Below are 22,757 nucleotides of genomic sequence, written 5' to 3' on the forward strand. Positions count from 1 at the left end.
CAACCATGCGAATTGTCATTCCCGACGACTATCAGGGCTGCGTCCGGGGCCTGCACTGTTTCTCCACGCTGGCCGGCCACGACGTCACCGTCTACGAGGACAACGTCAAGTCCCTCGATGCGCTGGCCGAGCGCTTCCGCGACGCCGACGCGCTGGTGCTTACGCGCGAGCGCACGCAGATCACGGCCGCGCTGCTGGACCGCCTGCCGCGGCTGCGGCTGATCAGCCAGACCGGCAAGGTGGCGGGGCATGTGGACGTGGATGCCTGCACCGCGCGCGGAGTCGCCGTGGCCGAAGGCTCGGGTTCGGGCGCCGCCACGGCGGAGCTGACCTGGGCGCTGATCCTGGCGAGCCGGCGCCATCTCGTCGCCGAGGTCAACCGGCTGCGCGGCGGCCAGTGGCAGGGCACGCTGGGGCAGGAGCTGCGCGGGCAGCGGCTGGGGATCTGGAGCTATGGCCGCATCGGCAGGCAGGTGGCCGCCTACGGGCGCGCCTTCGGCATGAAGGTGTGGGTGTGGGGCCGCGAAGGTTCGGTGGCGGATGCGCGCGCCGACGGCTTCGAGGCCGCGCCGTCGCGCGAGGCTTTTTTCGCCGAGAGCGACATCGTCAGCCTGCATGTCCGGCTCAACGCCGAGACCGAGGGCCTGATCGGCGCCGCCGACCTGGCGCGCATGGGCCCGGCCGCGCTGCTGGTCAACACCAGCCGCGCCGAGCTGGTGGCGCCCGGCGCGCTGGTGGCGGCGCTGCGCGCGGGCCGCCCGGGCTTCGCGGCGGTCGATGCCTATGAGCAGGAGCCGGTGCTGGGCGCCGCGCATCCGCTGCTCCAGCTGGACAACGCGCTGTGCACGCCGCACATCGGCTTCGTCGAGCGCGACAACTACGAAGCGTACTTCGGCACCGCCTTCGACAACATCAACAGCTTCTTTGCCGGCGCGCCGAAGAACCTCGTCAACCCGCGGGCGCTGGAGGTGGCGCGGCGCTGAAGCCGGCCCCGCCGCCGGCGCCTAGCTGGTCTCCCTGAAGCCGAAGAGGAAGACCGATGCGATGACCGCGCCGTACAACACCATGCCGAGCGCCGAGGCGGCGAAGAACGCGACCAGCGAGCCGGTGAGGTGGATGGCCAGCCATCCGCCGCCGACCGCGACCAGCAGCCGCAGCAGGCCGGCCAGCAGCGGCCATTTCAGGCGGCGCGCGCCCTGCGAGGCGAAGTACAGCGCGAATCCCAGCCCGAAGAAGCCATAGAAGGGGCCGACCACGCGCAGGTAGGTCGTGCCCGTCGCGAGCATGCCCGGGTCGGTGCCGAACAGCCGGAGCCAGCTCAGCGGCCAGATGGCGGCGCACAGGCCGATGGCCTCTGTCACCGCGAACGACATCGCGCCGCCGATGAGCGCGATCTGGCGCACCCGCGCCGGCTGGCGCGCGCCCAGGTTCGAGCCGACCATCGCCACCAGCGGCGCGCCGATGCCGAAGGCCACCGGAATGACGAGATATTCGAGCCGCACCCCGGTACCGTAGCCGGCCAGCGCCGACACCCCGAAGCTCGCGCCGACCATCGCGGTGGTGGCGCCGATCATGGTGTTGGTGATGAACGGGTTGATCGCGGCCACGCCGCCGACCGAGAGTATTTCCATCGCCAGCGGCCAGCGCAGCGGGCCGCGCTGCAGCTTCGCGGCGTTGCGCCCGCTCAGGCAGTACCAAGCCAGCACGGCGGCGCCGAGCGCGTAGTAGATGAGCATGGCGACGCCCGCGCCCGCGATGCCGAGCTCCGGCATCGGGCCCCATCCGAAGATCAGGCTGGGCGACAGCGGGATCAGCAGCAGCGCGCCGCCGCAGATCACCGCGCCCGGCGTGACCATGTTGCCGGTGCCGCGGATCACGCTGGCCAGTGCGTTCATGACCCACATCATGACCGAGCCGGCGAAGACGATGTCCGAGTAGGTCAGCGCCGCGTCCAGCGCGGCGCCGCTGCCGCCGAGCGCGCGGTAGAGATACGGGCCGGCAAGCAGCAGGGCGGCGGACGAGACGATGCCCAGTCCCGCGTTGATGGCCACCGCGTGCAGGGCGAGGCTGCTGGCTTCGGCATGCCTGCCGCCGCCGAGCGCGCGCGACACCGCCGCGGAAATGCCGCCGCCCATGGCGCCGCCGGCCATGTTCTGCAGCAGCATCAGCACCGGCAGGACCAGCGCCATGCCGGCCAGCGGCGCCGTGCCCAGGCGCGAGACGAACCAGGTTTCGATCAGGCCCGTGCTCGACTGCGCCAGCATCATGGCGAGGTTGGGCCAGGCCAGCCGCGCGACCGTCGGCAGCACCGGCCCCTTGAGCATCGCCTGCAGCCGCGGGTTGGCCGCCGCGCTGGCGGCATGCGGCGCATTGGATGCCGCGGGAGTCGTCATTCTGTCACCTCGGAGGGATTCGCACGGTGACTGGCACACCGCCTCGGCCGATGCCACATGCAGGCATATGCAAGTAGCCGGAAACGCAAAGGTATGTGCATATGCAATCAATGTCAAGTGAGGTAAGCTCGCCGCATCACGTCCACTGCCGCGGCCAGGACCGCCAAGCCACAATGACATCCCTCCGGAGCGACGCAACCCTGTGCAATGGCGGCGCGCTGCGCAAGGCAGCCCGCCGCGTGTCCCAGCTCTACGACGCCGTGCTGGCGCCGTGCGGCCTGAAGCTGTCGCAGCACGCGATCCTCGCCCACGTCGACCGCGCCGGGGCGCCGCCGTCGATGGGGCAACTGGCGAAGGCGCTGGTGCTCGACCGCTCCGCGCTGGCCCACAACATCAAGCCGCTCGAACGCGACGGCCTGATCGAACAGTTGCGGGACCCGGAGGACGGCCGCAGCCGCCTCGTCGCGCTGACCGACGCCGGCCGGAGCAAGCTCGTCGAATCGAAGCGGCTGTGGCGCCTGGCGCAGGCGCGGTTCGAGCACGTCTACGGCGAGGACGACGCGAAGGCCCTGCGCAGCGCGCTGGCCAGGATTCATTCCGATGAGTTTGCCGAGGACTTCGTGGCCGTTGGCGACTGAACCGGCCACGCGCGGCCGGCGGGGGCGGGGCGCCCGGTCCGGCCCGGCAGGCGCGGGGAGGGCGGCGATGCCCTCCACTGCCGGAGGGCTTATTTGGACGGTGGAGCGGGCGGCTCTGGGACGGCGGCTCTGGGACGGCAACAGTGCGATCCCAGGCGATATTCCGGCAGCGGCGCATGCGCCCGCCGGACGGCGGCATGCGGCTATCGGCTGCTTTCCCTGACCGAGCCGACCTTGGGCCGCGTCGCATAGTCGACGCCGTGCTGTTCCAGATAATCGCGGATCAACTGGCGCACGACCTGCGATGGCGTCTGGTCCTGTGCCGCGCACAGCGTCTCGAAAGCTTTCTTCTTCACCGGGTCAATCAACACGGTAAGCCGTGCGGTCTTGGTTTCCATGCGTTTTCCATGCGTATCAGAGTCGCATCGTATGATAATGCTATTATCATAGTATACAACCTGACAGCCGGAGTACAGGCCCGCTGGCTCAGGCTGGCCGTGCCGCCCCGGGACCGATTCCGGGAGGCCCGCACAAGCTGCCTGCCCCTGCAAGCCCACGTCATCAAGATGGATCCATCCCGCGCCTCGTTCGAAGCGTATTTGAAGTTTCTTGCCGAAACGCCCGATGACGGCAAGCCGGTGATCCTGGAAACCGATCACGCGCTGTCGCTGCATTTCGACGTGCATGCCACGCAAAGTCTCATGTCGCGGCGCGACCCCGACAAGCTGGTGCTCGGTTATACCCGGACCATGATGGGCTTCCTGCTGCTGCGCCCGGCGCCGGCCCGCATCTCGATGATCGGCCTCGGCGGCGGCTCGCTGGCCAAATACTGCTACCGCCATCTGCCCAACGCCAAGGTCGTGGCCATCGAGATCGATCCGGCCGTGATCGCCTTGCGCGACACCTTCCATATCCCGCCCGACGACGACCGCCTCGAAGTCATCTGCGCGGACGGCGCCGAGTACGTCAAGGGCCAGGACGCGCGGCCCGACGTGATCATGGTCGACGGCTTCCTCGCGCACGGCATGCCGGCCCAGCTGGGAACGGCGGATTTCTACGGCGCCTGCCACGCGCGGCTGGCCGACGACGGCGTGCTGGTCGCCAATTTCCTCGAGAGCGACCAGGACATTCCGTTCTACCTGGAAGAGGTCCGCTCCGTGTTCGGCGAGTCGTTCGCCGTGTCGCTGTCGGAAGACAGCTGCAACTACACGCTGTTCGCCTGGAAAGGCGCGTGGACGCTGCCGTCCCTCGAAACGCTGCTCGCCCGCGCGCGCATCCTGGAGACCGCGCACGCACTGAACCTGCGCTCCGCCGCGCGGCGCCTGAAGCAGGGCAAGCGGCTGGCGTCGGACTGGCGGTTCTGGCGGAAACTGGAGGGATGACGGAGCGTGGCCGGGGGCAGCAACGCCGGCGGCGGTTGGGGGGCGGCTGCAGGCCTGTCTGGCGGGCCGGCGCGGCGCGGATTGCGGCCCCCGGTGCCGCAGCCATCTGACGGAAGTAAATCGAATATGCGTAGACGATAAAGTTCGTTGGGTGCGCACGGAGACCGCCTTAGCCTGACTGTCGATCCTGCTTTCCGCCAGATAGTCCCTCATGATCCTCTCCTGCAGCAAGTTCCTTGGTACCCGCTCGCGTGGTGCCGGCGCCGTCCATCGCGGCGTCTCACCGACCACGGCCGTCATGCGCCGGCCTTCCGATGCAGGCGTGGTCAGCCCGGACGGGGCGGTACAGCCATGAAGCTGCGTCAGGCGAGCCGCACGCTGATCCGCACGGCGTGGCAGGCCGTGCCGACGGTCATTGGCGTGATCCTTCTCAATTTCATCCTGATGCAGCTGATTCCCGGCGACGCCGCCGACGTGGTGGCGGCCGAGTCGGGCTCCGCCACGGCGGAGAGCATGGCGCAGCTGCGCACGCATTTCGGCCTCGACCTGCCCGTGCTCCAGCAACTGGGTGCCTACCTGAACAACCTCGCGCATTTCAGCCTGGGCGTTTCGCCGCGCTATAACATGCCGGTGGTGGCGCTGATCGGCGCGCGGCTCGGCAATACGCTGCTGCTAATGGTGACGGCGCTGACGTTGGCGCTGGCCATCGGCATCGCCGCGGGCACGGTCATGTCCACGCGCGTGGGCCGCTGGCAGGACCGCACGCTTTCCGTGCTGGCACTGCTGCTGTATTCCACGCCGGGTTTCTGGCTGGGGCTGATGGCCATCGTACTGTTCTCGGTGCACCTGGGCTGGCTGCCCACCGGCGGCAGCGAAACCATCGGCGCGGGCTATGCCGGCTGGACGCACGTGGTGGACGTGGCACTGCATCTGGTGCTCCCCGCGCTGGCGATGGCCGGCTTCTATATCGCGATCTTCTCGCGGCTCACGCGCGCCGCGATGCTCGAGGTGGCCCGGCAGGACTTCGTGCGCACGGCCGAAGCCAAGGGGCTGCATCCGTGGACGGTGAACCTGCGCCACATCCTGCGCAATGCGCTGATCCCGGTCACCACCGTGGCCGGCATGCATTTCGGCACGCTGCTGGGGGGCGCGGTGGTGGTCGAGACCGTGTTCAGCTGGCCCGGACTGGGACGCCTGGCGTTCGACTCGGTGGCCGGACGGGACTACACGGTGCTGCTCGGCGTCTTGCTGATGTCGTCGATGCTGGTCATCGTCGCCAACATGCTGGTCGACCTGCTGCATGCCTGGCTCGATCCGCGCATCCAGGTGCGATGAGCGTCCCGCCGCGGTCTTCCCGTCCGTCTTCCTTTCTCTCCCTGTTTCCGAACAACCAGGCTTCAACGCGTTCGATGTCCACACCGCTCTCATCCGATTCCGCGCTTGCGTCCCCGCCGGTGCCTCGCTCCGAACCCGCCTTGACGGCAACCGCGGCCGCGAAGGTCGGCGCCGGCGCCAGACCGGTCTCCAGCCGCCATGCCGCGCTGCGCGCCTTCCTGCGCAATCCGGCCGCCGTGGCGGGCGTGCTGCTGCTGGCGTTCATGCTCGTGCTGGCGCTCGCCGCGCCGCTGCTCTATCCGGGCGACCCGCTCGACATGGTCGCGCCGCCGCTGTTGTGGCCGGGTCATGACGCGGCCTTTCCGCTCGGCAGCGACTCGCTGGGCCGCGACGTCATCGCCGGCATCGCCCACGGCGCGCGCGTGTCGCTCGCCGTGGGCGTGGTCGCCGCGGTGCTGAGCCTGCTGATCGGGGTGCTGGTCGGGGCAAGCGCCGGCTACTTCGGCGGCCGCATCGACGACGCCCTGGTACGCATCACGGAGCTGTTCCAGACGATGCCGTCGTTCCTGTTCGTGATCGTGGTGGTGGCCATCGGCCAGCCTTCCGTGCCGGTGATCGTGCTCGCGATCGGTCTGGCCTCGTGGCCGGTGATCGCGCGGCTGGTGCGCGCCGAGTTCCGCGCGCTGCGCGAGACGGAGTTCGTGCTCGCCGCGCGCAGCCAGGGCTTCAGCCACGCGCGCATCATCTTCCAGGAGATGCTGCCCAATGCGTTACCGCCGGTGATCGTGACGACGTCGGTGCTGGTGGCCAGCGCCATCCTCATCGAGTCGGCGCTGTCCTTCCTCGGCATGGGCGATCCGAACGCGGTGTCCTGGGGCAGCATGATCGGCCAGGGCAGGGAGCTGCTGCGTACGGCGTGGTACCTCACGGCGCTGCCGGGCGCGGCCATCGTGCTGACGGTGCTGGCGCTCAACCTCGTGGGCGACGGGCTCAACGATGCATTCAACCCGCGCCTGAGGGGGCGCCACTGACATGGCGGCAAACCACATCAACCAAGACGCGCCGCTGCTCGACGTGCGCGGCCTCGATGTCTTCTTCCACGGATCGAATGGTCCGATCCAGGCTGTCCGCGGGCTGGACCTGACCTTGCGGCGCGGCGAGACGCTCGCGCTCGTGGGCGAATCCGGCTGCGGGAAGTCCACCACCGCACTCGCGCTGCTGCGCCTGCTGGCGCCCGGCGCCGCGCTGCGCGGCAGCATCCGTTTCGATGGCCGCGACATCCTCGCCTTGTCTCCCGCCCAGCTGCGCGAAGTGCGTGGCCGCGAGATCGCCATGATCTTCCAGGAGCCGATGACCTCGCTGAACCCCGTGCACACGATCGGCGCGCAGATCGGGGAGACGCTGCGCAGGCACGAAAGGCTTTCGGCCCCGGCGGCCCGCAGGCGCGCCATCGAACTGCTCGACCTGGTGCGCATTCCCGAGCCACACCGGCGTATCGACGACCACCCGCACAACCTGTCCGGCGGCCAGCGGCAGCGCGTGATGATCGCGATGGCGGTGGCCTGCAATCCGCGCCTGCTGGTCGCGGACGAACCCACGACCGCGCTGGACGTCACCATCCAGGCGCAGATCCTCGCGCTGCTCGACGGCCTGCGCCGCGATCTCGACATGGCGCTGCTGCTCATCACGCACGACCTGGGCCTGGTCGCGCAATGGGCCGATCGCGTGGCGGTCATGTACGGCGGCGAGAAGGTCGAGGAGGGGCCGGCCGCGAGTTTGTTCGAGGCGCCCGCGCACGCATACACCAAAGGCCTGCTCGGCGCGTCGCTGCACGCGGGCAGCGCGCTGCATTATGCCGAGGCGCGGCTGCCCGAGATACAGCCTCGCCTCGATCCCGTCACCGGCGCGCGCGAGTTCGCCTTGCATGTGCCCGCGGCGAAGCCGCTCAGGCGTGTGCCGGCGGGCGCGCCGCTGCTGTCGGTACAGGCGCTGCGCACCGACTATCCCACGCGGGGTGGCGGCGTGCTGCACGCGGTGGACGGCGTGTCGTTCGACATCCGCGCGGGAGAGACCGTGGGACTCGTGGGGGAGTCGGGCTGCGGGAAGTCCACGCTGTCGCGCACGCTGCTGCGTCTCGTCGATCCGGCGGCGGGCCGCATCGTGTTCGACGGCACCGACATCGCGCCGCTCGCCGAAAAGGCGCTCAAGCCGTGGCGCCGCCGCGTGCAGATGGTGTTCCAGGACCCGTATGCCTCGCTGAACCCGAGGCGCAGCGTGTTCGACATCATCGATGCCGTGCTCAAGGTTCATGGGGTGAGCGACCGTGCCGAGCGGCGCAACCGCATCGCGGCAATCCTGGAGCGCGTGGGCTTGCCGGCCGATGCGGCGCGCCGTTTTCCCAATGAGTTCTCGGGCGGACAGCGCCAGCGCATCGGCATCGCGCGCGCGCTGGTGCTGCGGCCCTCCCTCGTGGTGCTCGACGAGCCCGTGTCGGCGCTGGACGTGTCGGTGCAGGCGCAGATTCTGAACCTGCTGGTGGAGCTCAAGGAAGACTTCGGGCTCTCGTACCTGTTCATCTCGCACGACCTTTCGGTGGTGCGCTATATCGCCGACCGCGTGATGGTGATGCATCAGGGAAAGATCGTCGAGACCGGCAGCCACCGCGAGATCTGGGACCGGCCGCAGCATCCGTACACGCGCAGCCTGATCGCGGCCGTGCCGGGCGCGCAGCAGCGCAAGGCGGCGTGATCGCCCTGCCACGGGCATCCGCCGCCGGAGATCCGCAAGCGCCTGCCGGCCTGACGGCCGGCAGGCCGGCGCCTACTTCTTCGGCGCGTCCACCCACACGTCCGCCAGATTCGACTCCACGCCGTCCGCCGTCAGCGAATGGTCATGCACGCGCTGGTTGGCGATCGTGATGAACATCGGCTGGTAGAGGTTCAGGTCCGGCACGTCGCGCGCCACGGTGTCCTGGAACGTCTTGAACAGTTTCAGGCGCGCGGCGGGGTTGTTTTCCACCGCCGCGTCCTCCAGGAGCTTGTCCACCACCGGGTTCTGGTAATGCGTGCCGTTGGAGAAGGGCACGCCCTTGATGAAGTTCTTCGACCAGTACAGCCGCTGCACGCCCACGGTCGGGTCGAACAGGTTGCTCGCGCCGTTGGTGGTGAACGCGAAATCGCGGTCCGTGTAGATGCGCTTGATGAACGCGCTCGGATCCTGCGAGCGTACCGTCACCGCGATACCCACGCGTGCCAGCGCCGCGCGGAGGTAGTCCGCCAGGCGCGCACCGTCGCCGGCGATGGGGTTGTAGTCGAGCGGTACGCTGAAGCGGACGCCGCCGGCCTTCTTCGGATAGCCTGCCTCGTCCAGCAGCGCATTGGCCTTCTTCAGGTCGAGCGCGTAAGGCGAGGGCGCCGGATCGTGGAAGGCCTTGAGGCCCGGCGCGATCGGCGAGTAGCTTACCTGGCCATAGCCGTAGTTCACGACCTTGACGATGACGTTTCGGTCCACCGCATGGGCCACGGCCTGGCGCACCTTCTCATTGCGGAAGTACTCGTTGTCGAGGTTGAACTCCAGCCGCGTGACATTCGACGAGTAGCTGTTGCCCTTGGTCTCGAAGCGCAGCGAGGGCACCTTCTTGAGACGGTCGAGGTCGGCCAGTGGCACCGGCGTGCGGTAGCCGAGGTCCACCGCGCCGGTCTCGAACGCCACGGCGGCGGCGGCGGGGTCGGTCACGAAGCGTACGATCAGCTGGTCGACGAAGGGCTTGGGCTTGTCCCAGTAGTCGGGGTTGCGTTCGTACACGATGTGGCTGCCGCGCACCCATTCCTTGAACCGGAACGGGCCGGTGCCGATGGGCGCGTTGTTGTTCGGATTGCTGGCGGGATCGGTCCCCTCGTAGAGATGGCGGGGCACGATGGGCGTCTCGGTCGCGACCAGCGCGCGGATGAGGTATGGCGCGGGCCTGGACAGCCGCAGGATGGCGGTGTACTTGTCGGGCGTGTCGATGCCGACGAGGTTGGCGAACGTGTTGCGCCCGCGCGGGTGGATCTTCTTCAGCAGTTCGATGGAGTAGGCGACGTCGGCCGACGTGAAATCCTTCCCGTCATGCCATTTCACGCCGTGACGCAACGTGAACGTGTAGGTCAGGCCGTCGGGGCTGATCGCCCATCTGGTGGCCAGTTGCGGCTGCGGGTTGACGTCGTAGTCGTACTTCAGCAGGCCTTCGGTCACCTTGGCGCTCACGCTCAGGATGGGCGTGGCGACGTTGCCGATGGTGACGAGCGCGGTCGGCTCGCTGGTGGACAGCAGCGTAAGCGTGCCGTTGTGGTTGGGTGGCGCGGCGAAGGCGATGCCGCCGGCATTGGCCGCGAGGCCGATGGCGAGCAGCGTGGCGAGGAAGGTGCGACGCAGGGGCAACGAGGGCTTCAGGAGGTGCATGGAGTAGGACGCAGGATCAAGGTGGAAATGAGTCAGGAGGTGGCTTCGGCCGGCATGTCGTCGTCCGTCTTTGCCACCGGGGTTTCGGGCGAAACCAGCCCCTCGCGCAGGTCGCGCGCCGCCAGCGCGGGGTCGCGCCCGGCGGGGTCGCCAAGGCCGCCGCCGCCCGGCGTCTCGACGATCAGGCGGTCGCCGGCCGGCACGACCTGGCGGCCCTTGGCCCGCAGCGTGGCGCCCGAGGCCAGCCGCAGCCGGCCAGGCGCGCCGTCGCCGCCGCCGAGCGCGCCGCGCGCGGGGTTGGCCACGCGGTCGAACGCCGCCGCGATCAGCATGGCCGCGTCCTCGCGCGCATGGCGTACCTCGATCACCTGGCCAAGGCCGCCGCGCGTGGCGCCGGTGCCGCCCGAGCCGATGCGGAACTCCTTGCGGTCGAAGATGATCGGGGCCTGGGTTTCCAGGATTTCGAGCGAGACGTTGCGCACGCCGCTCGGATAGGCCGTGACCGAGAGGCCGTCCTTGCCGGGCCGCGCGCCGGTACCGCCGGTGGAGAAACTGATCACGTTGAAACGCTCGCCGCGGCGCATGGCCTCGGCATCGGCCTGGCTTGCCCCTGCCAGCACCTCGCCGCCAACGAGCTGCAGGTTCCACAGCGACGAAGCGCCCTCGGCCGGCACGCGATCCGCCCGCGCCTGGCGGAGCGCGCCGAACACGGCGTCGGGCAGCAGTTGCCCGAGCACGTGGCGCGCCGTCACGGCGGCGGGATGCAGCGCGTTGAGGATGCAGCCGGCGGGCGCCTCGACGCGGATCGGCGCCAGCGATCCGGCGTTGTTCGGCACGTCGGGCCCGACCAGGCAGCGGATGCCGAACGAGGTGTAGGCGTCGGTGTAGGCCTTGGGCACGTTGATGCCGCGCGCCACGCTGCCCGAGGTGCCGGCGTAGTCCACCGTGATGCCGTCGTCGGCGATGGTCACCGAGACCTGCAGCGTGATGGGCGCGTCGTAGCCATCCGCTACCAGGGTGTTGTGCCAGGTCCCGCGCGGCCAGCCGCGCAGCGCGTCGCGCATCGCCCGGGCCGAGCGCGCGATGACAAATTCGCCCAGTTCCTCGAGATCGGATAACTTGAACTCGCGCAACAGCGTGCGCAGCCGCCGGCCACCGACCTCGTTGCACGCGATCAGCGCGAAGAGGTCGCCCTCCACCTGCTCCGGGTCGCGCACGTTGGCGCGGATGATGGCCCGCACGGCCGGGTCCACCGTGCCGCGGCGCACGAAGCGCAGGATGGGGAGGAACAGGCCTTCATGGTAGATCTCCAGACCGTCCGGGCTGGAGCCGATGCCGCCGATGTCCACCACATGCAGCGTGGAGGCGAACAGCGCCACCGGGCGCGCCGTCCCCGGCTCGCCGTCATCGCGCTCGCCGTGGTGGAAGACGGGCGTGACCATCGTCATGTCGAACAGGTGGCCGGTGCCTTTCCACGGATCGTTGGTGAGGAACACGTCGCCGTCTTCCATCGTGTCCAGCGGAAAGCGCCGCAGGAAGTGCTTGACCGATTCGGCCATCGAGTTGACGTGGCCCGGCGTGCCGGTCACGGCCTGCGCGATCATCCGGCCATCGGGCAGGAACACGCCGGCCGACAGGTCGCCGGCCTCGCGCGTGGGGGTGCCGAAGGCCGTGTGGACCAGCACCTGCGCCTGTTCCTCGACCACGGAGAGCAGACGGTTCCAGGCGAGTTGGTGGCGGATGAGTCCGCCGGGTCGGGCGGCCGGACCGGGCGGACTGGTCGGGACGTCAGCCAGTGTCCTGGCAGCGGGTGTCTTGCTCATGCGGCGGTTCCTGCGGGATCTTTGGTAGGGGTGGCGGCGTGCTTCGTGACCAGGCCCGCCTCGATGTCTCGCGCGAGCAGGGCAGGGTCGCGCTCGGCGGGGTCGCCAAGGCCGGCGCCGCCTGGCGTCTCGACCACCAGCACCTCGCCGGCCGGAATGACCTGCCGGCCCTTGCCGCGCAGCACGGTACCGGCGTGTCGGAGCCGAGCCGTGCCGGGCGCGCCATCGCCGCCGCCGAGCGCGCCGCGCGCGGGAAAGCGCACGCGGTCCCAGGTGGCGGACAGCACCATCGGATCGCCGTCGGCGTTCTCGATTTCGATGACCTGCCCGAGGCCGCCGCGCGACGCGCCGACGCCGCCCGAGTCCGGGCGGTACTCCTTGCGCCGGAACAGCAGCGGCGCCTGCGTCTCGAGGATTTCGAGCGACACGTTGCGCACGCCGCTCGGATAGGCCGTGGCCGAGAGGCCGTCCTTGCCCGGGCGCGCGCCGGTGCCTCCGGTGGAGAAGCTCACGATGTTGAAGCGCCGCGCGCGGCGCAGAGCGTCGTTCGGCCCGCCCTCGATCGGCTGGCCGCCGAACAGGCGAACGTTCCAGAGCGACGAGGCGCCTTCGGCGGGCACGCGGTCGGGCCGCGCCTGGCGCAGCGCGCCGAATACCAGGTCGGGCAACATCTGGCCGATCGCCGCGCGCGCGGCGACGGCGGCGGGCGGCAGCGCGTTCACGATGGAGCCTTCCGGCGCCACGACCCGGATGGGCGCGAGCGAGCCCGAGTTGTTGGGCACGTCGGCGCCGATCAGGCAGCGGATGCCGAACGAGGTGTAGGCGTCGGTGTAGGCCTTGGGCACGTTGATGCCGCGGGCGATGCTGGCCGAGGTGCCCGCGAAGTCGACCACGATGCCGTCGTCCGACACCGTGATGGCCGCATGGAGATCCAGCGGCGAGTCATAGCCGTCCACCGTCATGTGGTTGTGCCAGGTACCCTTGGGCCATGCGCGCAGCGCCTCGCGCATGGCCAGCCGCGAACGTTCGATGATGTAGTCTCCCTGCGCCTGCAGGTCGCCGAGCCCGAACTCGCGCAGCATGCGCCGCAGTCGCGTGGCGCCCACGGCGTTGCAGGCCACCAGCGCGTGGAAGTCGCCCTCCACCTGGCCGGGCTCGCGCACGTTGGCGCGCACGATGTCCAGCACCGCTTCCTCGATCACGCCCTCGCTGACGAAGCGCAGCGGCGGCAGGAACAGTCCCTCCTGGTAGATATCCAGCGCATCGGGGCCGGCATTGACGCCACCGATGTCGACCACGTGCACGGTGGAGGCGAACAGCGCGACGAGGCACTTCGCGCCGTTTTCTCCATCGCCGTCGCCATCCCCGTGGAAGACCGGCGTGAGCATGACCACGTCGAACAGGTGCCCGGTTCCCTTCCACGGATCGTTGGTGACGTAGACATCGCCGTCGCGCATGGTTTCCACCGGAAACGCGCGCAGGAAATGCAGCACGGAATCGGCCATCGAATTGACGTGGCCTGGCGTGCCGGTCACGGCTTGCGCGATCATCCGGCCATCGGGCAGGAACACGCCGGCCGACAGGTCGCCGGCCTCGCGCGTGGGAGTGCCGAAGGCGGTGCGGATCAGGGTCTGGGCCTGTTCTTCCACCACCGCGAGCAGGCGGCTCCAGACCAGTTGCCGGCGCAGCGCCTGACGGCCAGCAGCGTTTGTCATACGGCCTCCGCTTCGGCCGCGGGCGCGCGCTGCCGGCGCGCGGCGGCGGTGTCGTCGAGCACCAGCGCGCCCAGCTTGCTCACGCGCGCCTCAAAGCCCGAAATGACGTGCGTGGTCGTCTCGTCTTCCACCACCAGTGCCGGGCCTTCGATCCACTTGCCCGCGCCGAGCGCGGCACGCTCGAAGACTGGCACCTCGCTCCACTGCCCGGTCTCCGCGTCGTACAGCCGCCGGGTGCCGGAGGGCTGGGCGCGGTGCGCGTCGGCCACGATTTCGTCCGGCTCGGGCGCCGCGCGCCCGCCGGCTTCCACGGCGACCGACCAGCTCACCGCCTCCGCCGCGATGTGCGGCAGGCTGCGGCCGTAGAGCGCGGCATAGCGCGCCTCGAAGCGCTCGTGCAGGGCCTTGCCGCTGGCCACGTCGAACGGGCCGTCCGGCAGTTCCACGGGAATCTCGTGGCCCTGGCCCGCGTACCGCATGAAGGCCTGGCGATGGCGTACCAGCGAAGCGCCCGGCGCGGCGCGCAGCACCACGTCGTCAGCGGTGGCGGTGAGTTCGGCAAGCAGCTTGTCCACCGCCGCGTGGTCGATGCGATCGAGCCGCTGCGCGAGGCTGCGTACCGTCTGGTAGGCCACCGGTGCCCACAGGAAGCCCAGCGCCGAACCCACGCCGGCGGAATTGGGAATCACCAGCCGCGCCACGCCCAGCTTGCGCGCCAGCAGCGCGGCATGCAGCGGCGCGGCACCACCGAAGGCAATGACGGTGCTGTCTTCCGCCACCTTGCCGAGCTCGGAGGCATGCACGCGCGCCGCGTTGGCCATGTTTTCCGTGACGATCTCGATCACGGCCTGCGCGGCCGGCTCGATGTCGAGGCCCGTTTGCGCGGCCAGGCCCCGCAGCAGCGCGTCGCGTGCGCGTTGCGGGTCCAGCCGCACCTTGCCGACCGCGAAGCGCGCCGGGTCGATGGTGCCGAGCGCGGCGTGCGCATCGGTCACGGTAGGCAGTTCGCCGCCCAGCCCATAAGCCGCCGGGCCGGGCGAGGAACCCGCGCTGTCGGGGCCGACCTGGACCACGCCAAGGTGGTTGACGCGCGCGATGGAGCCACCGCCGGCGCCGATCTCCACCATCTCGATGACCGGGATACGGATCGGCAGGCCGGAGCCCTTGAGGTGCCGGTGCACGCGACCGAACTCGAAGCTGCGGCTTATCTGCGGCTGGTAGTCGTCGATGAAGCAGATCTTGGCCGTGGTGCCGCCCATGTCGAACGACAGCGCGCGCGCGGCGCCGATCTGCTCGGCGACCTGGCGTGCGAGCACCGCGCCGCCGGCGGGGCCGGATTCGACCAGGCGCACCGGTTCGTCGATGCCGGCCTGCAGCGTGGTGATGGCGCCGCCCGAGGTCATCAGGAACGGCTCGGCGCGCAGGCCGCGCGCGGCCGCTCCTTCCTGCAGGCGGCGTAGGTAGCCCGCCACCTGCGGCTGCACGTAGGCGTTGGCGCTGACGGTGGACAGTCGCTCGTACTCGCGGATCTCGGGGCATACGTCCGAGGCCAGCGACACCCACAGGCCGGGTGCGTGCTCGCGCAGCAGGTCGCGCACGCGGCGCTCGTGCGCGGGATTGGCGTAGCCGTGCAGGAAGCAGACGGCCACGCTCTCGATGCCGTCGGCCAGCAGTTGCCGCGCCAGCTCGACCACCTGCGCCTCGTCGAGCGGCGTGATCACGCGGCCGGCCGCATCGGTGCGTTCGACCACGCCATGACGCCAGTGGCGCGGAACCAGCGGCGCGGGCTTGTCGAGGAACACGTCGTACTGCGCGAAACGGTCTTCGAGGCCGATTTCCACCAGGTCGCGGAATCCGTGCGTGGTGAGCAGCGCGGTAGGTGCGCCTTTGCGCTCGATCAGCGCGTTGGTGGCCAGCGTGGTGCCGAGGATCAGCAGGTCGACGTCGACCCAGCCGGCACCTGCCAGTCGCAGCACTTCTTCGACGCCGCCAAGGACGGCTTGCTCCGGCGCCGTCGGCGTGGTGAGTACCTTCAGCGTGTGCTTCTCGGTGCCGCGCAGCAACACCACGTCGGTAAAGGTGCCGCCGACGTCGACGGCGACACGCAGGCGCGGGTCATGCGCGGCGGAGGGGGAGGGGAGTTGCGAAGACATGAGGGAGAAGCTCTTTGAAAGGGTCGGCGCTCGAATCCGCTTGGCGCCGGCCGGCGAAGCAGATGCAACCGCGCTGGCGGCGCACGCTTTCGCCACGGCACGCGCCGTGGGGCAGGGCCATAAGCCACGCGGAGGAAACCGGTCATCTTGCGCGCGTGCGGCGGCCTGGGCAACGAACGCGTTCGACTATCGTTATGCACTGCGCTGCCCGGCCCGCGGCACCCGGTGGCCGGAGCGGCGGCGCGCGCCTGCCATCGGGCGGCGCGAGGCGGCCGTCCTATCCCGCCGGCTGCTCGTCGTAGCCAGGCGGCGCGACGAAGCCGCCGTAGGCCTGTTCCAGCAGGTGCGCGAAGTGCAGGGTGGTGCGATCTTCGAGGTAAGGGCCAACGGCTTGCGCGCTGATGGGCAAGCCTTGCGCATCGAGTCCGAGCGGAAAGCTGGTGGCCGGCAGTCCCGGCAACACCGGCAGGCCCGCCCAGTAGAACAGGTCGAGGAAGCGGACCTGGCGGGTGCCGTCGGCGAACTCGACCGGGAACGTGCGCGCGTCCTTCGGTTCGCGCTGGTCGTGCGCGAAGGCCGGCAGCGGCGCCACCGGCGTCACCACCACGTCGAAGCGTTCGAACAGGCGCTCCCATTGGTGGCGCAGTGCGAAGCGCGCTTCGTTGTCGCGCAGCCAGTCGGCATGACGCAAGGCCGGCGCACGCAGCCAGGCGGCATCGGCGCTGTCGTCATCAGGCGAGAGTGCCGCAAGGCGTTGGCGCGCGGCCTCGCTCTGCGCGGGCGGCGACGCCAGCGAGGAGCCCAGCAGGCTGCGGTACACACGGTGCTGCAGCACCAGGTCGGGCAGGAGGCCGGACGGCACGTCGGCGATGTGGCTCACTTGCGTGCCCTGAGTGCGCAGGCGTTCCACGAGGCGCTCCACCACCTGCTGCTCGTGCAGGCTGCGTTCGGTGCCCGGCCACTGGTCGATGACCAGCACCCGGAAGTCCCGCAGCCGTGCGTGGCGCGCAGGCGGCAGCGCGACCTTCCAGGCCTTGGCGGCGATCGGCTCGCGGTTGAGCAGCAGGTCGAGCGCCAGCTCCAGGTCGGCGGCGGTGCGTGCCAACGGACCCGCCACCACCAGGTCGCGGTCCGCCAGGCGGCCCGAGGGCACGCCGGTGCCGCCCAGCGCGACCAGGCCCGCGGTCGGCTTGTGGCCGTAGACGCCGTTGAAGTGGGCGGGAATGCGGATCGAGCCGCCGATGTCGGTCCCCAATTCCAGAGAGACATAGCCAGCCGCCAGCGCGGCCGCCGAACCGCCCGACGAGCCGCCCGGGGTACGTGCAAGATCCCATGGATTGTTGCTCGTACCGTGGATGGCGTTATAGCTCTGCAGGTCGGCCAGCGCGAGAGGAACATTGCTCTTGCCGACGATCACGGCACCGGCCTCACGCAGCGCCGCGACGGCCAGCGCGTCGGTTGCGGCGACGTTGTCGGCATAGGCGGGGTTGCCGTTGCTGGTGACAAGTCCGGCCACGTCGAACGATGCCTTTACCGTGATCGGCACGCCTAGCAGCGGCTGGCGTTCGCCGCGAGCCAGGGCAGCGTCGGCCGCGCGCGCGTCGGCGCGGGCTGCTTCGTCGTTTCGCACGACGACGGCGTTGATCGCTCCGTCGAGGCGGTCGATGCGCGCCAGTACGTGTTCGAGCAACTCGACAGCCGTTACGTGGCCGTCAGCGAGCGCCTGGGCCTGTGCGCTCGCGCTCGCAAAGGTCAGCGCCTGCAAGCGAGACTGCTGGATGTCCTGCGTCGTCATGCTGGATCCCCGGGTGTCGGCATTCATTTGCGCGGCTCGATCCAGGCGTCCGAGAGATCGCCCGCCATCAGGTCGATGCTGTTATTGAGGTTGTGTACGCGCACGCTGTACACCTGGACAAATGGAACGGTGACAAGCGGCAGCACCGGCAGGTCGCGCCCGACGATCTGCTGGATCTGCTTGAAATGACTTGCGCGCCTGCCAGGGTCGACCTCCACGGCCGCCTGGCGAAATAGCTCGTCGACCTGCGCATTGACATAGTGCGAGCCGTTGATCCAGACCAGCGGGTTGCGCACACCGTCGCCCCAGTAGATCCGCTGCACGCCCACTGTCGGGTCGAACAGGCGCCCGAGGCCGTTGATATTGATGTCGAAGTCGCGCGTGGTGTAAACGCGTTTCAGAAAGGTGGGAAGGTCGCCATCCACGACTTCCACCTTGATGCCGACGCGGCCGAGCGCCGAGCGCAGATAGTCCGTGGTCCGCTTGAATTCCGCCCCGGGGATGTAGCTCAGTCGGAGGGCAAAGCGCTGGCCGGTGGCCGGCTTCGGATAGCCCGCCTCGTCAAGCAACCGGTTCGCCGCCGCGACATCGAACGGGTACTGGAAGGTACTGTCGTCATAGTAGTCAGACAAGACGCGCGGAACAGGGGAGTTCACCAGCTCTGTGCGCTTGTAGTAGATGGCATTCCGGATGAAGTTGCGATCGATCGCCTGTGCAATGGCGTGGCGTACCTTGACGTTCGCCAGGATTGGATTCTCTACATTGAATTCCAGGAACGACGCGTTGTTGAGGAAGCCATCGTACGTGTCGTCCGTCCTCAGCTTCGGGTTCGCGGCCAACCGCTCCAGGTCAGCCAGTCCGACCCCCTGTGCCGCATCGACCTCGCCGGTTTCCACCGCGGTCGAAATAGCGGCCGGATCTCGCATGAACTTCAGGATCACCCGGTCGAGGTGCGGATAGCCCTTGCGCCAGTAGTTCGGATTCTTGCGAAGCACCACGTGGCTGCCGCGGACCCACTGCTCGAATAGGAAAGGCCCGGTGCCAACAGGCGCATTGCTGTTCGGGCTGCTCAGCGGCGCACCGTCACCATAGCGATGCGCAGGCACGACGGGCAGCTCGGCAGACGACAGCGCCTTGAGGAGAAAGGGCGCCGGTCTGGACAGGACAATGACCGCGGTAAGCGGGTCAGGCGTGTCGACGCGCTCCACATTGGCCAGCGTGATGCGTCCGCGCGGCCCCTGCTTTTTTTGCGCAAGCACCGAGTACCGGACGTCCTCGGCGGTAAAGTTGGTGCCGTCGTGAAATTTGACGCCCGGCCGAAGCTTGAAGGTGTACTTCAGGCCATCGGCACTGACTTGCCAGGCCGTAGCCAGTAGCGGCTGGGGGTTGAACTTCGCATCATAGCGAAGCAAGCCTTCCGTGATCTTGCCGCTGACGTTGCGATTGTCGGTCTTTGTGTCAAGAAAGGAGACGAGTGCCGTAGGCTCTTGCGAGAGGGCGTATGTCAGTGTGCCACCTTCCACGGGGGACTGTGCATTGCTCGGCGCAGTGACAGCGAGTGGCAAGGCTGCCAGCACGAGATGAAGATACCGGCGGTCGAACTTGAGAGTCCTAAGCAAGGATGGGAGCATGACATGCAGCGTGGATCGCAGCGTCGTTGAATAGGCATTCGATTGTCTTGGAATTTCGCGAACGCACTTAGCATTTGTTCGCGCATTGAAATGCGACGCGGCTGCATGTCGACATGCAGCCGCGATCAAATGGCGCTGGATCGGGTAGGCGCAACGAGAGCGGTGCGAATGGGGTGTGATCTCGCGCTGCGTGGCCTGGCTACAGCACGCGGTGCGTCATATGCAAGAGGATTTTTCGTCTGTCGAGCCGCGCCGGGGCTGGGTTTCAGTTCCGGATTGCATATTTAACATAACGATAATTATGCGCGCATCAGATGTACAGGCCGAAAGCCGCCACGCGATCACCTAAGCCCTACTTGTCGCCGTAATGCAGGCGACAGGCGATGATGGTCAGTTCGTCGTCGCTGGCGAAATAGATCAGGCGGTTGGTGTCGTCGATGCGGCGCGACCAGTAGCCCGACAGATTGCCTTTCAGGGGCTCGGGCTTGCCGATGCCCTCGAACGGCTGGCGTTGTGCGTCCTGGATCAGCGCGTTGATGCGCTTGAGCGTCTTCTTGTCCTGGCCCTGCCAATACACATAGTCTTCCCAGGCGTCAGGCGTGAAGGCCAGCGGGCGCGTCATTCAGCGTCCGGGTCGATCAGGTCGTGCTTCTCGGCCATGCCGGCGCGGTGCTGCTGAATCGAGCGCATCAGGCGCCCGGCGTTGGCCGGCGAGTTGAGCAGGTGCATCGTTTCCATCCAGCTGTCGTACTGCTCCTGCGACATGATGACGGCATTGGGTGCGTCGCGTCGTGTGATCAGCACGGCGTCGTGATCGGCGATGGCCTGGTCGATGACCGCCTTCAGGTTGTTGCGGGCATCGGAGAAATGAACGGTGCGCATGGGCTCCCTCCGTCAGACTTGTTCAACTAACTGAACAAGTATAGCACCGGGAAGTTCGGCATGCGCAGTTGAAATGTCCAAATCCGGACACCACACCGCCCCCGCAAAAACAACCGCACCCCGGAGGTCGACCGACCATCCGGGGTGCGTTGTCCTGCGTCGGCCTTCTTACTTGCCGGGCGAGCCGACCTCGGTGGCGTCGCCAGGCGCGGCGAAGGCATTCAGTTCACCGGCCACCGCCGCCTTATAGGCCGGCGCCGAGGTGGAAACGCCGTCCCAGACCGCCGAGGTGTTTGCCGTTCCGCCGAACGCGGCGCCGGCATGGCTGGCCGCGGTGAACGTCACGCCGGTGGAAGGCGCCGAAGTCGGGACGCTGACCGTCGATCCGTCCGCCTGCGTCGTCGTGACCGCCGAGCCCTTGTAGTTGAAGGCCGTTACCACCTTGCCCTGCTGGTCGAAGAGAACCACCATGTCCTCCTTGCCCAGGCCGATGCCCTTGGCGCCCATTGCGATGACCGGCGTGGTCGCATCCAGGCCCCAGGCCGTCTTGAACGCGGTGGCGTCAGTCGTGTTGACCACGACCAGGCGCCCGCCCGCGGGAATGACCGTGCCGGAGGGGAACAACTCGAAGTTGTTGGCATCCGTGGCGGTCGCGTGGTCGTCGCTCCACTTCCAGCCGGACAGATCGGCCACTGCCGTACCGTAGTTGTAGATCTCGAAGAAGTCGACGCCGGAGGGCGTGCTCTCGTTCGAGTTCACTTCGCTGACCAGCACGGTCGGGACCACGGGGGCCAGCGAGACGGTGCTGAAATTGAATGCCGTGGGCGAACTGATGCCGTCGAAGGCATTGCCCGAGGTATCCAGGACGGCACCGGCATCCACGCGGACATCGTAGTTGATGCTGTTCTGCAGCGGCGTGCCGGGCGTGACGATGACCGACGAGCCGCTGAACTTGACCTGCGCCGTGTCGGTGACCGGAATGGTGCGCGTATCGCCGGCGCTTTCGATCACGATGTTGCCCACTCCCCTGCTCACCGTCTCGTTGAAGTTCAGCGAGATCGAGGCGTTCGCGGCGACATTGGTGGCATCGTCGGCCGGCATGGTGCTGGCGAGCTGGGGCGCCACGTGGTCGGCTTCGCCCACGGTGGTGAAGGACAGCGCGGCGGCGTTGGAGACGGCCGGCGCGCCGTTGATGACGCCATCGGCGTAGCTGATGGTGTACTGGGAACCCGGCGCCAGATCGACGGCGGGATTGATCTTCACGACCTTGCCGCTGATGGTCACCTGCGCGTCGCGCACGGGAATCTTGCGGACATCCTTGGCACCGTTGCTGAGGACCACGAAGCCGTCGCCGGCGGTCACGTCCTGCGGGAAAGTCAGGTAGAGGTTGCTGCCGACGCCGACCGCGTCCTTGTTCTTGGTCGGCGTGAAGACGGCCAGTTCGGGACCGGTGCCATCGCCCTTCTCGCCCACGGCGTAGAGGTTGCCGGCCGGGTCCATCGTCACGCCTTCGTTCTGGGCGGCGCTGCCCACCGCCAGGCTGCTGTGGACGTTGCCGGCCCGGTCGACCTTGACGACTTCGCCGTCGGGCCCGCTGATGACGACGAGGTTGTCATAGTCGGGCGCCGTCGACGGCAGGATGTTCGACAAGGCAAACACGTCGTTGTGCGAGGACAGCCCGGTCTTGGTGGGATCGAACAGGTCGACCGAATTGTCGGTGGTCGGCGAGCCGTTCGACGCCGTGCCAGCAGCGAAATCGATCGTGGTCTGGAACAGCCCGATGGGCTGCTTTTCCTTCGCGAAGATATAGCCGCCCGTCATCGGGTCGTAGCTGACCCCTTCCAGGCCGATGTTGCCAATGGTCGTGCCCAGCTTGACGGTCTTCGCGCCGGTGCCGTCCAGAACGGTGTTGGGAACATAGCTGAACTGGTCGACTTGCCGGAAGCGCTCTTCCACCAGCACGAACTTGTTGCCGCCGACCCAGGAGATGCCTTCGGTGTCGTAGAAATACGTGCCCTGCGGCTTGGTCGCGTCGGCGGCCAGCTGCATGGAGTCGATCAACTGGCCCTGCTTCGTGACCTGCGTGATCGAGGTGCCACCATCGCCGATGACGAACAGCGTCCCGGTGTCCTGGTTGTAGGTCACGCCGGACGCCTCCGCGGCCAGCAGGTTGGCTCCGGTCCCTACCGGCAGCGCGTACTTGCCCGTCGAGTAGTAGTTCTCCAGCTCGTAGGTATCTTGCGCAGCCGCGAAGGAAAGCGCCGGCGCGCTGGCCGCGGGAGTCTGGGCGCTGGGGCCTGCCGGGGAGGAGGACGGGGAGTCACTGCCGCACGCGCTCAGGGCAAGCGCGAGCGCGGTCAAGGGGAAGACCAGTCTCCGGGTTTTGAATTGTTTTTCTGGGGTTGCCATAGTCGGGATGGGAGCGGTTGTTACAATTGGAAACAGGCATATTAATGGTCTTATATGTCACTTTTGCTTCAGGGAAACAGAATGGCGCCCGACCGCCTGAAGCCCGCCTGCCTGAGTGGCCACCTGACTGGGGGCACAACGGAAGACCGGCATCGCAGTGA

The 22,757-nt window shown here is 68.4% G+C and carries 17 protein-coding genes; 6 read left to right on the top strand and 11 right to left on the bottom strand.

Going from position 1 to position 22,757, the window contains the following annotated elements:
* The first annotated feature begins 5 nt into the window (after nt 1–5).
* The gene (locus ACWTPI_RS26840; RefSeq protein ID WP_454733238.1) at nt 6–983 is read left to right on the top strand and encodes a D-2-hydroxyacid dehydrogenase family protein; all 978 of its coding nucleotides are present in this window, start codon (nt 6–8) and stop codon (nt 981–983) included.
* A gap of 21 nt (nt 984–1,004) precedes the next feature.
* Here the strand turns inward: ACWTPI_RS26840 and ACWTPI_RS26845 are convergent, their stop codons facing one another.
* Nucleotides 1,005–2,393: an MATE family efflux transporter gene (locus tag ACWTPI_RS26845; RefSeq protein ID WP_020202511.1), complete on the bottom strand. Its 1,389-nt coding sequence runs from the start codon at nt 2,391–2,393 to the stop codon at nt 1,005–1,007.
* A 173-nt stretch (nt 2,394–2,566) separates the two neighbouring features.
* Between ACWTPI_RS26845 and ACWTPI_RS26850 the strand changes: the two genes are divergently transcribed.
* Nucleotides 2,567–3,031 (top strand): MarR family winged helix-turn-helix transcriptional regulator, encoded by a 465-nt coding sequence (locus ACWTPI_RS26850; protein ID WP_020423748.1) that lies wholly within the window; start codon nt 2,567–2,569, stop codon nt 3,029–3,031.
* Between the two features lie 203 nt (nt 3,032–3,234).
* Here the strand turns inward: ACWTPI_RS26850 and ACWTPI_RS26855 are convergent, their stop codons facing one another.
* Nucleotides 3,235–3,429, bottom strand: a complete 195-nt coding sequence (locus tag ACWTPI_RS26855) for a hypothetical protein (RefSeq protein ID WP_020202513.1) — start codon at nt 3,427–3,429, stop codon at nt 3,235–3,237.
* 168 nt (nt 3,430–3,597) lie between these two features.
* Between ACWTPI_RS26855 and ACWTPI_RS26860 the strand changes: the two genes are divergently transcribed.
* The 4 genes from ACWTPI_RS26860 (at nt 3,598) to ACWTPI_RS26875 (ending at nt 8,496) form a co-directional block, all read left to right on the top strand.
* Nucleotides 3,598–4,413, top strand: a complete 816-nt coding sequence (locus ACWTPI_RS26860) for a fused MFS/spermidine synthase (protein ID WP_454733239.1) — start codon at nt 3,598–3,600, stop codon at nt 4,411–4,413.
* A gap of 351 nt (nt 4,414–4,764) precedes the next feature.
* The gene (locus tag ACWTPI_RS26865; RefSeq protein WP_059411713.1) at nt 4,765–5,748 is read left to right on the top strand and encodes an ABC transporter permease; all 984 of its coding nucleotides are present in this window, start codon (nt 4,765–4,767) and stop codon (nt 5,746–5,748) included.
* A gap of 140 nt (nt 5,749–5,888) precedes the next feature.
* Nucleotides 5,889–6,779, top strand: a complete 891-nt coding sequence (locus tag ACWTPI_RS26870; protein WP_020202516.1) for an ABC transporter permease — start codon at nt 5,889–5,891, stop codon at nt 6,777–6,779.
* A gap of 1 nt (nt 6,780) precedes the next feature.
* Nucleotides 6,781–8,496 carry an ABC transporter ATP-binding protein gene (locus ACWTPI_RS26875; protein ID WP_454733240.1) on the top strand — a complete coding sequence of 572 codons (1,716 nt, stop codon included), beginning with the start codon at nt 6,781–6,783 and terminating at the stop codon, nt 8,494–8,496.
* Nucleotides 8,497–8,568: 72 nt separating this feature from the next.
* Here the strand turns inward: ACWTPI_RS26875 and ACWTPI_RS26880 are convergent, their stop codons facing one another.
* From ACWTPI_RS26880 to ACWTPI_RS26920, 9 genes are all read right to left on the bottom strand, one after another.
* The gene (locus tag ACWTPI_RS26880; protein ID WP_082079503.1) at nt 8,569–10,188 is read right to left on the bottom strand and encodes an ABC transporter substrate-binding protein; all 1,620 of its coding nucleotides are present in this window, start codon (nt 10,186–10,188) and stop codon (nt 8,569–8,571) included.
* Between the two features lie 32 nt (nt 10,189–10,220).
* On the bottom strand, nt 10,221–12,011 hold the full coding sequence (locus tag ACWTPI_RS26885) for a hydantoinase B/oxoprolinase family protein (RefSeq protein WP_454733241.1): 1,791 nt from the start codon (nt 12,009–12,011) through the stop codon (nt 10,221–10,223).
* The gene (locus tag ACWTPI_RS26890; protein WP_454733242.1) at nt 12,008–13,726 is read right to left on the bottom strand and encodes a hydantoinase B/oxoprolinase family protein; all 1,719 of its coding nucleotides are present in this window, start codon (nt 13,724–13,726) and stop codon (nt 12,008–12,010) included. Before ACWTPI_RS26890 ends, ACWTPI_RS26885 begins: the two co-directional genes overlap by 4 nt.
* A complete protein-coding gene (locus ACWTPI_RS26895) occupies nt 13,723–15,879 on the bottom strand; it encodes a hydantoinase/oxoprolinase family protein (RefSeq protein WP_454733243.1) in 2,157 nt (718 codons plus the stop codon). Before ACWTPI_RS26895 ends, ACWTPI_RS26890 begins: the two co-directional genes overlap by 4 nt.
* Nucleotides 15,880–16,156: 277 nt before the next feature.
* Nucleotides 16,157–17,701, bottom strand: coding sequence for an amidase (locus tag ACWTPI_RS26900; RefSeq protein ID WP_454733244.1), 1,545 nt, complete (start codon nt 17,699–17,701; stop codon nt 16,157–16,159).
* Nucleotides 17,698–19,305, bottom strand: a complete 1,608-nt coding sequence (locus tag ACWTPI_RS26905; RefSeq protein ID WP_059411709.1) for an ABC transporter substrate-binding protein — start codon at nt 19,303–19,305, stop codon at nt 17,698–17,700. The genes ACWTPI_RS26900 and ACWTPI_RS26905 overlap by 4 nt, the downstream gene beginning before the upstream one ends.
* 352 nt (nt 19,306–19,657) lie before the next feature.
* A complete protein-coding gene (locus ACWTPI_RS26910; RefSeq protein ID WP_454733245.1) occupies nt 19,658–19,927 on the bottom strand; it encodes a Txe/YoeB family addiction module toxin in 270 nt (89 codons plus the stop codon).
* Nucleotides 19,924–20,187, bottom strand: coding sequence for a type II toxin-antitoxin system Phd/YefM family antitoxin (locus tag ACWTPI_RS26915; RefSeq protein WP_059411683.1), 264 nt, complete (start codon nt 20,185–20,187; stop codon nt 19,924–19,926). The genes ACWTPI_RS26910 and ACWTPI_RS26915 overlap by 4 nt, the downstream gene beginning before the upstream one ends.
* A 168-nt stretch (nt 20,188–20,355) precedes the next feature.
* Complete coding sequence (locus tag ACWTPI_RS26920) at nt 20,356–22,548, bottom strand: SdiA-regulated domain-containing protein (RefSeq protein WP_454733246.1); 2,193 nt, start codon at nt 22,546–22,548, stop codon at nt 20,356–20,358.
* Between the last annotated feature and the right edge of the window lie 209 nt (nt 22,549–22,757).

The organism is Cupriavidus ulmosensis (genome assembly GCF_977008105.1).

Bases quoted from the DNA above. Each gene is read 5' to 3' on its own strand.
- ACWTPI_RS26840 (WP_454733238.1), top strand. From the start codon at position 6: ATGCGAATTGTCATTCCCGACGACTATCAGGGCTGCGTCCGGGGCCTG.
- ACWTPI_RS26845 (WP_020202511.1), bottom strand. From the start codon at position 2,393: ATGACGACTCCCGCGGCATCCAATGCGCCGCATGCCGCCAGCGCGGCG.
- ACWTPI_RS26850 (WP_020423748.1), top strand. From the start codon at position 2,567: ATGACATCCCTCCGGAGCGACGCAACCCTGTGCAATGGCGGCGCGCTG.
- ACWTPI_RS26855 (WP_020202513.1), bottom strand. From the start codon at position 3,429: ATGGAAACCAAGACCGCACGGCTTACCGTGTTGATTGACCCGGTGAAG.
- ACWTPI_RS26860 (WP_454733239.1), top strand. From the start codon at position 3,598: ATGGATCCATCCCGCGCCTCGTTCGAAGCGTATTTGAAGTTTCTTGCC.
- ACWTPI_RS26865 (WP_059411713.1), top strand. From the start codon at position 4,765: ATGAAGCTGCGTCAGGCGAGCCGCACGCTGATCCGCACGGCGTGGCAG.
- ACWTPI_RS26875 (WP_454733240.1), top strand. From the start codon at position 6,781: ATGGCGGCAAACCACATCAACCAAGACGCGCCGCTGCTCGACGTGCGC.
- ACWTPI_RS26880 (WP_082079503.1), bottom strand. From the start codon at position 10,188: ATGCACCTCCTGAAGCCCTCGTTGCCCCTGCGTCGCACCTTCCTCGCC.
- ACWTPI_RS26885 (WP_454733241.1), bottom strand. From the start codon at position 12,011: ATGAGCAAGACACCCGCTGCCAGGACACTGGCTGACGTCCCGACCAGT.
- ACWTPI_RS26890 (WP_454733242.1), bottom strand. From the start codon at position 13,726: ATGACAAACGCTGCTGGCCGTCAGGCGCTGCGCCGGCAACTGGTCTGG.
- ACWTPI_RS26895 (WP_454733243.1), bottom strand. From the start codon at position 15,879: ATGTCTTCGCAACTCCCCTCCCCCTCCGCCGCGCATGACCCGCGCCTG.
- ACWTPI_RS26900 (WP_454733244.1), bottom strand. From the start codon at position 17,701: ATGAATGCCGACACCCGGGGATCCAGCATGACGACGCAGGACATCCAG.
- ACWTPI_RS26905 (WP_059411709.1), bottom strand. From the start codon at position 19,305: ATGCTCCCATCCTTGCTTAGGACTCTCAAGTTCGACCGCCGGTATCTT.
- ACWTPI_RS26910 (WP_454733245.1), bottom strand. From the start codon at position 19,927: ATGACGCGCCCGCTGGCCTTCACGCCTGACGCCTGGGAAGACTATGTG.
- ACWTPI_RS26915 (WP_059411683.1), bottom strand. From the start codon at position 20,187: ATGCGCACCGTTCATTTCTCCGATGCCCGCAACAACCTGAAGGCGGTC.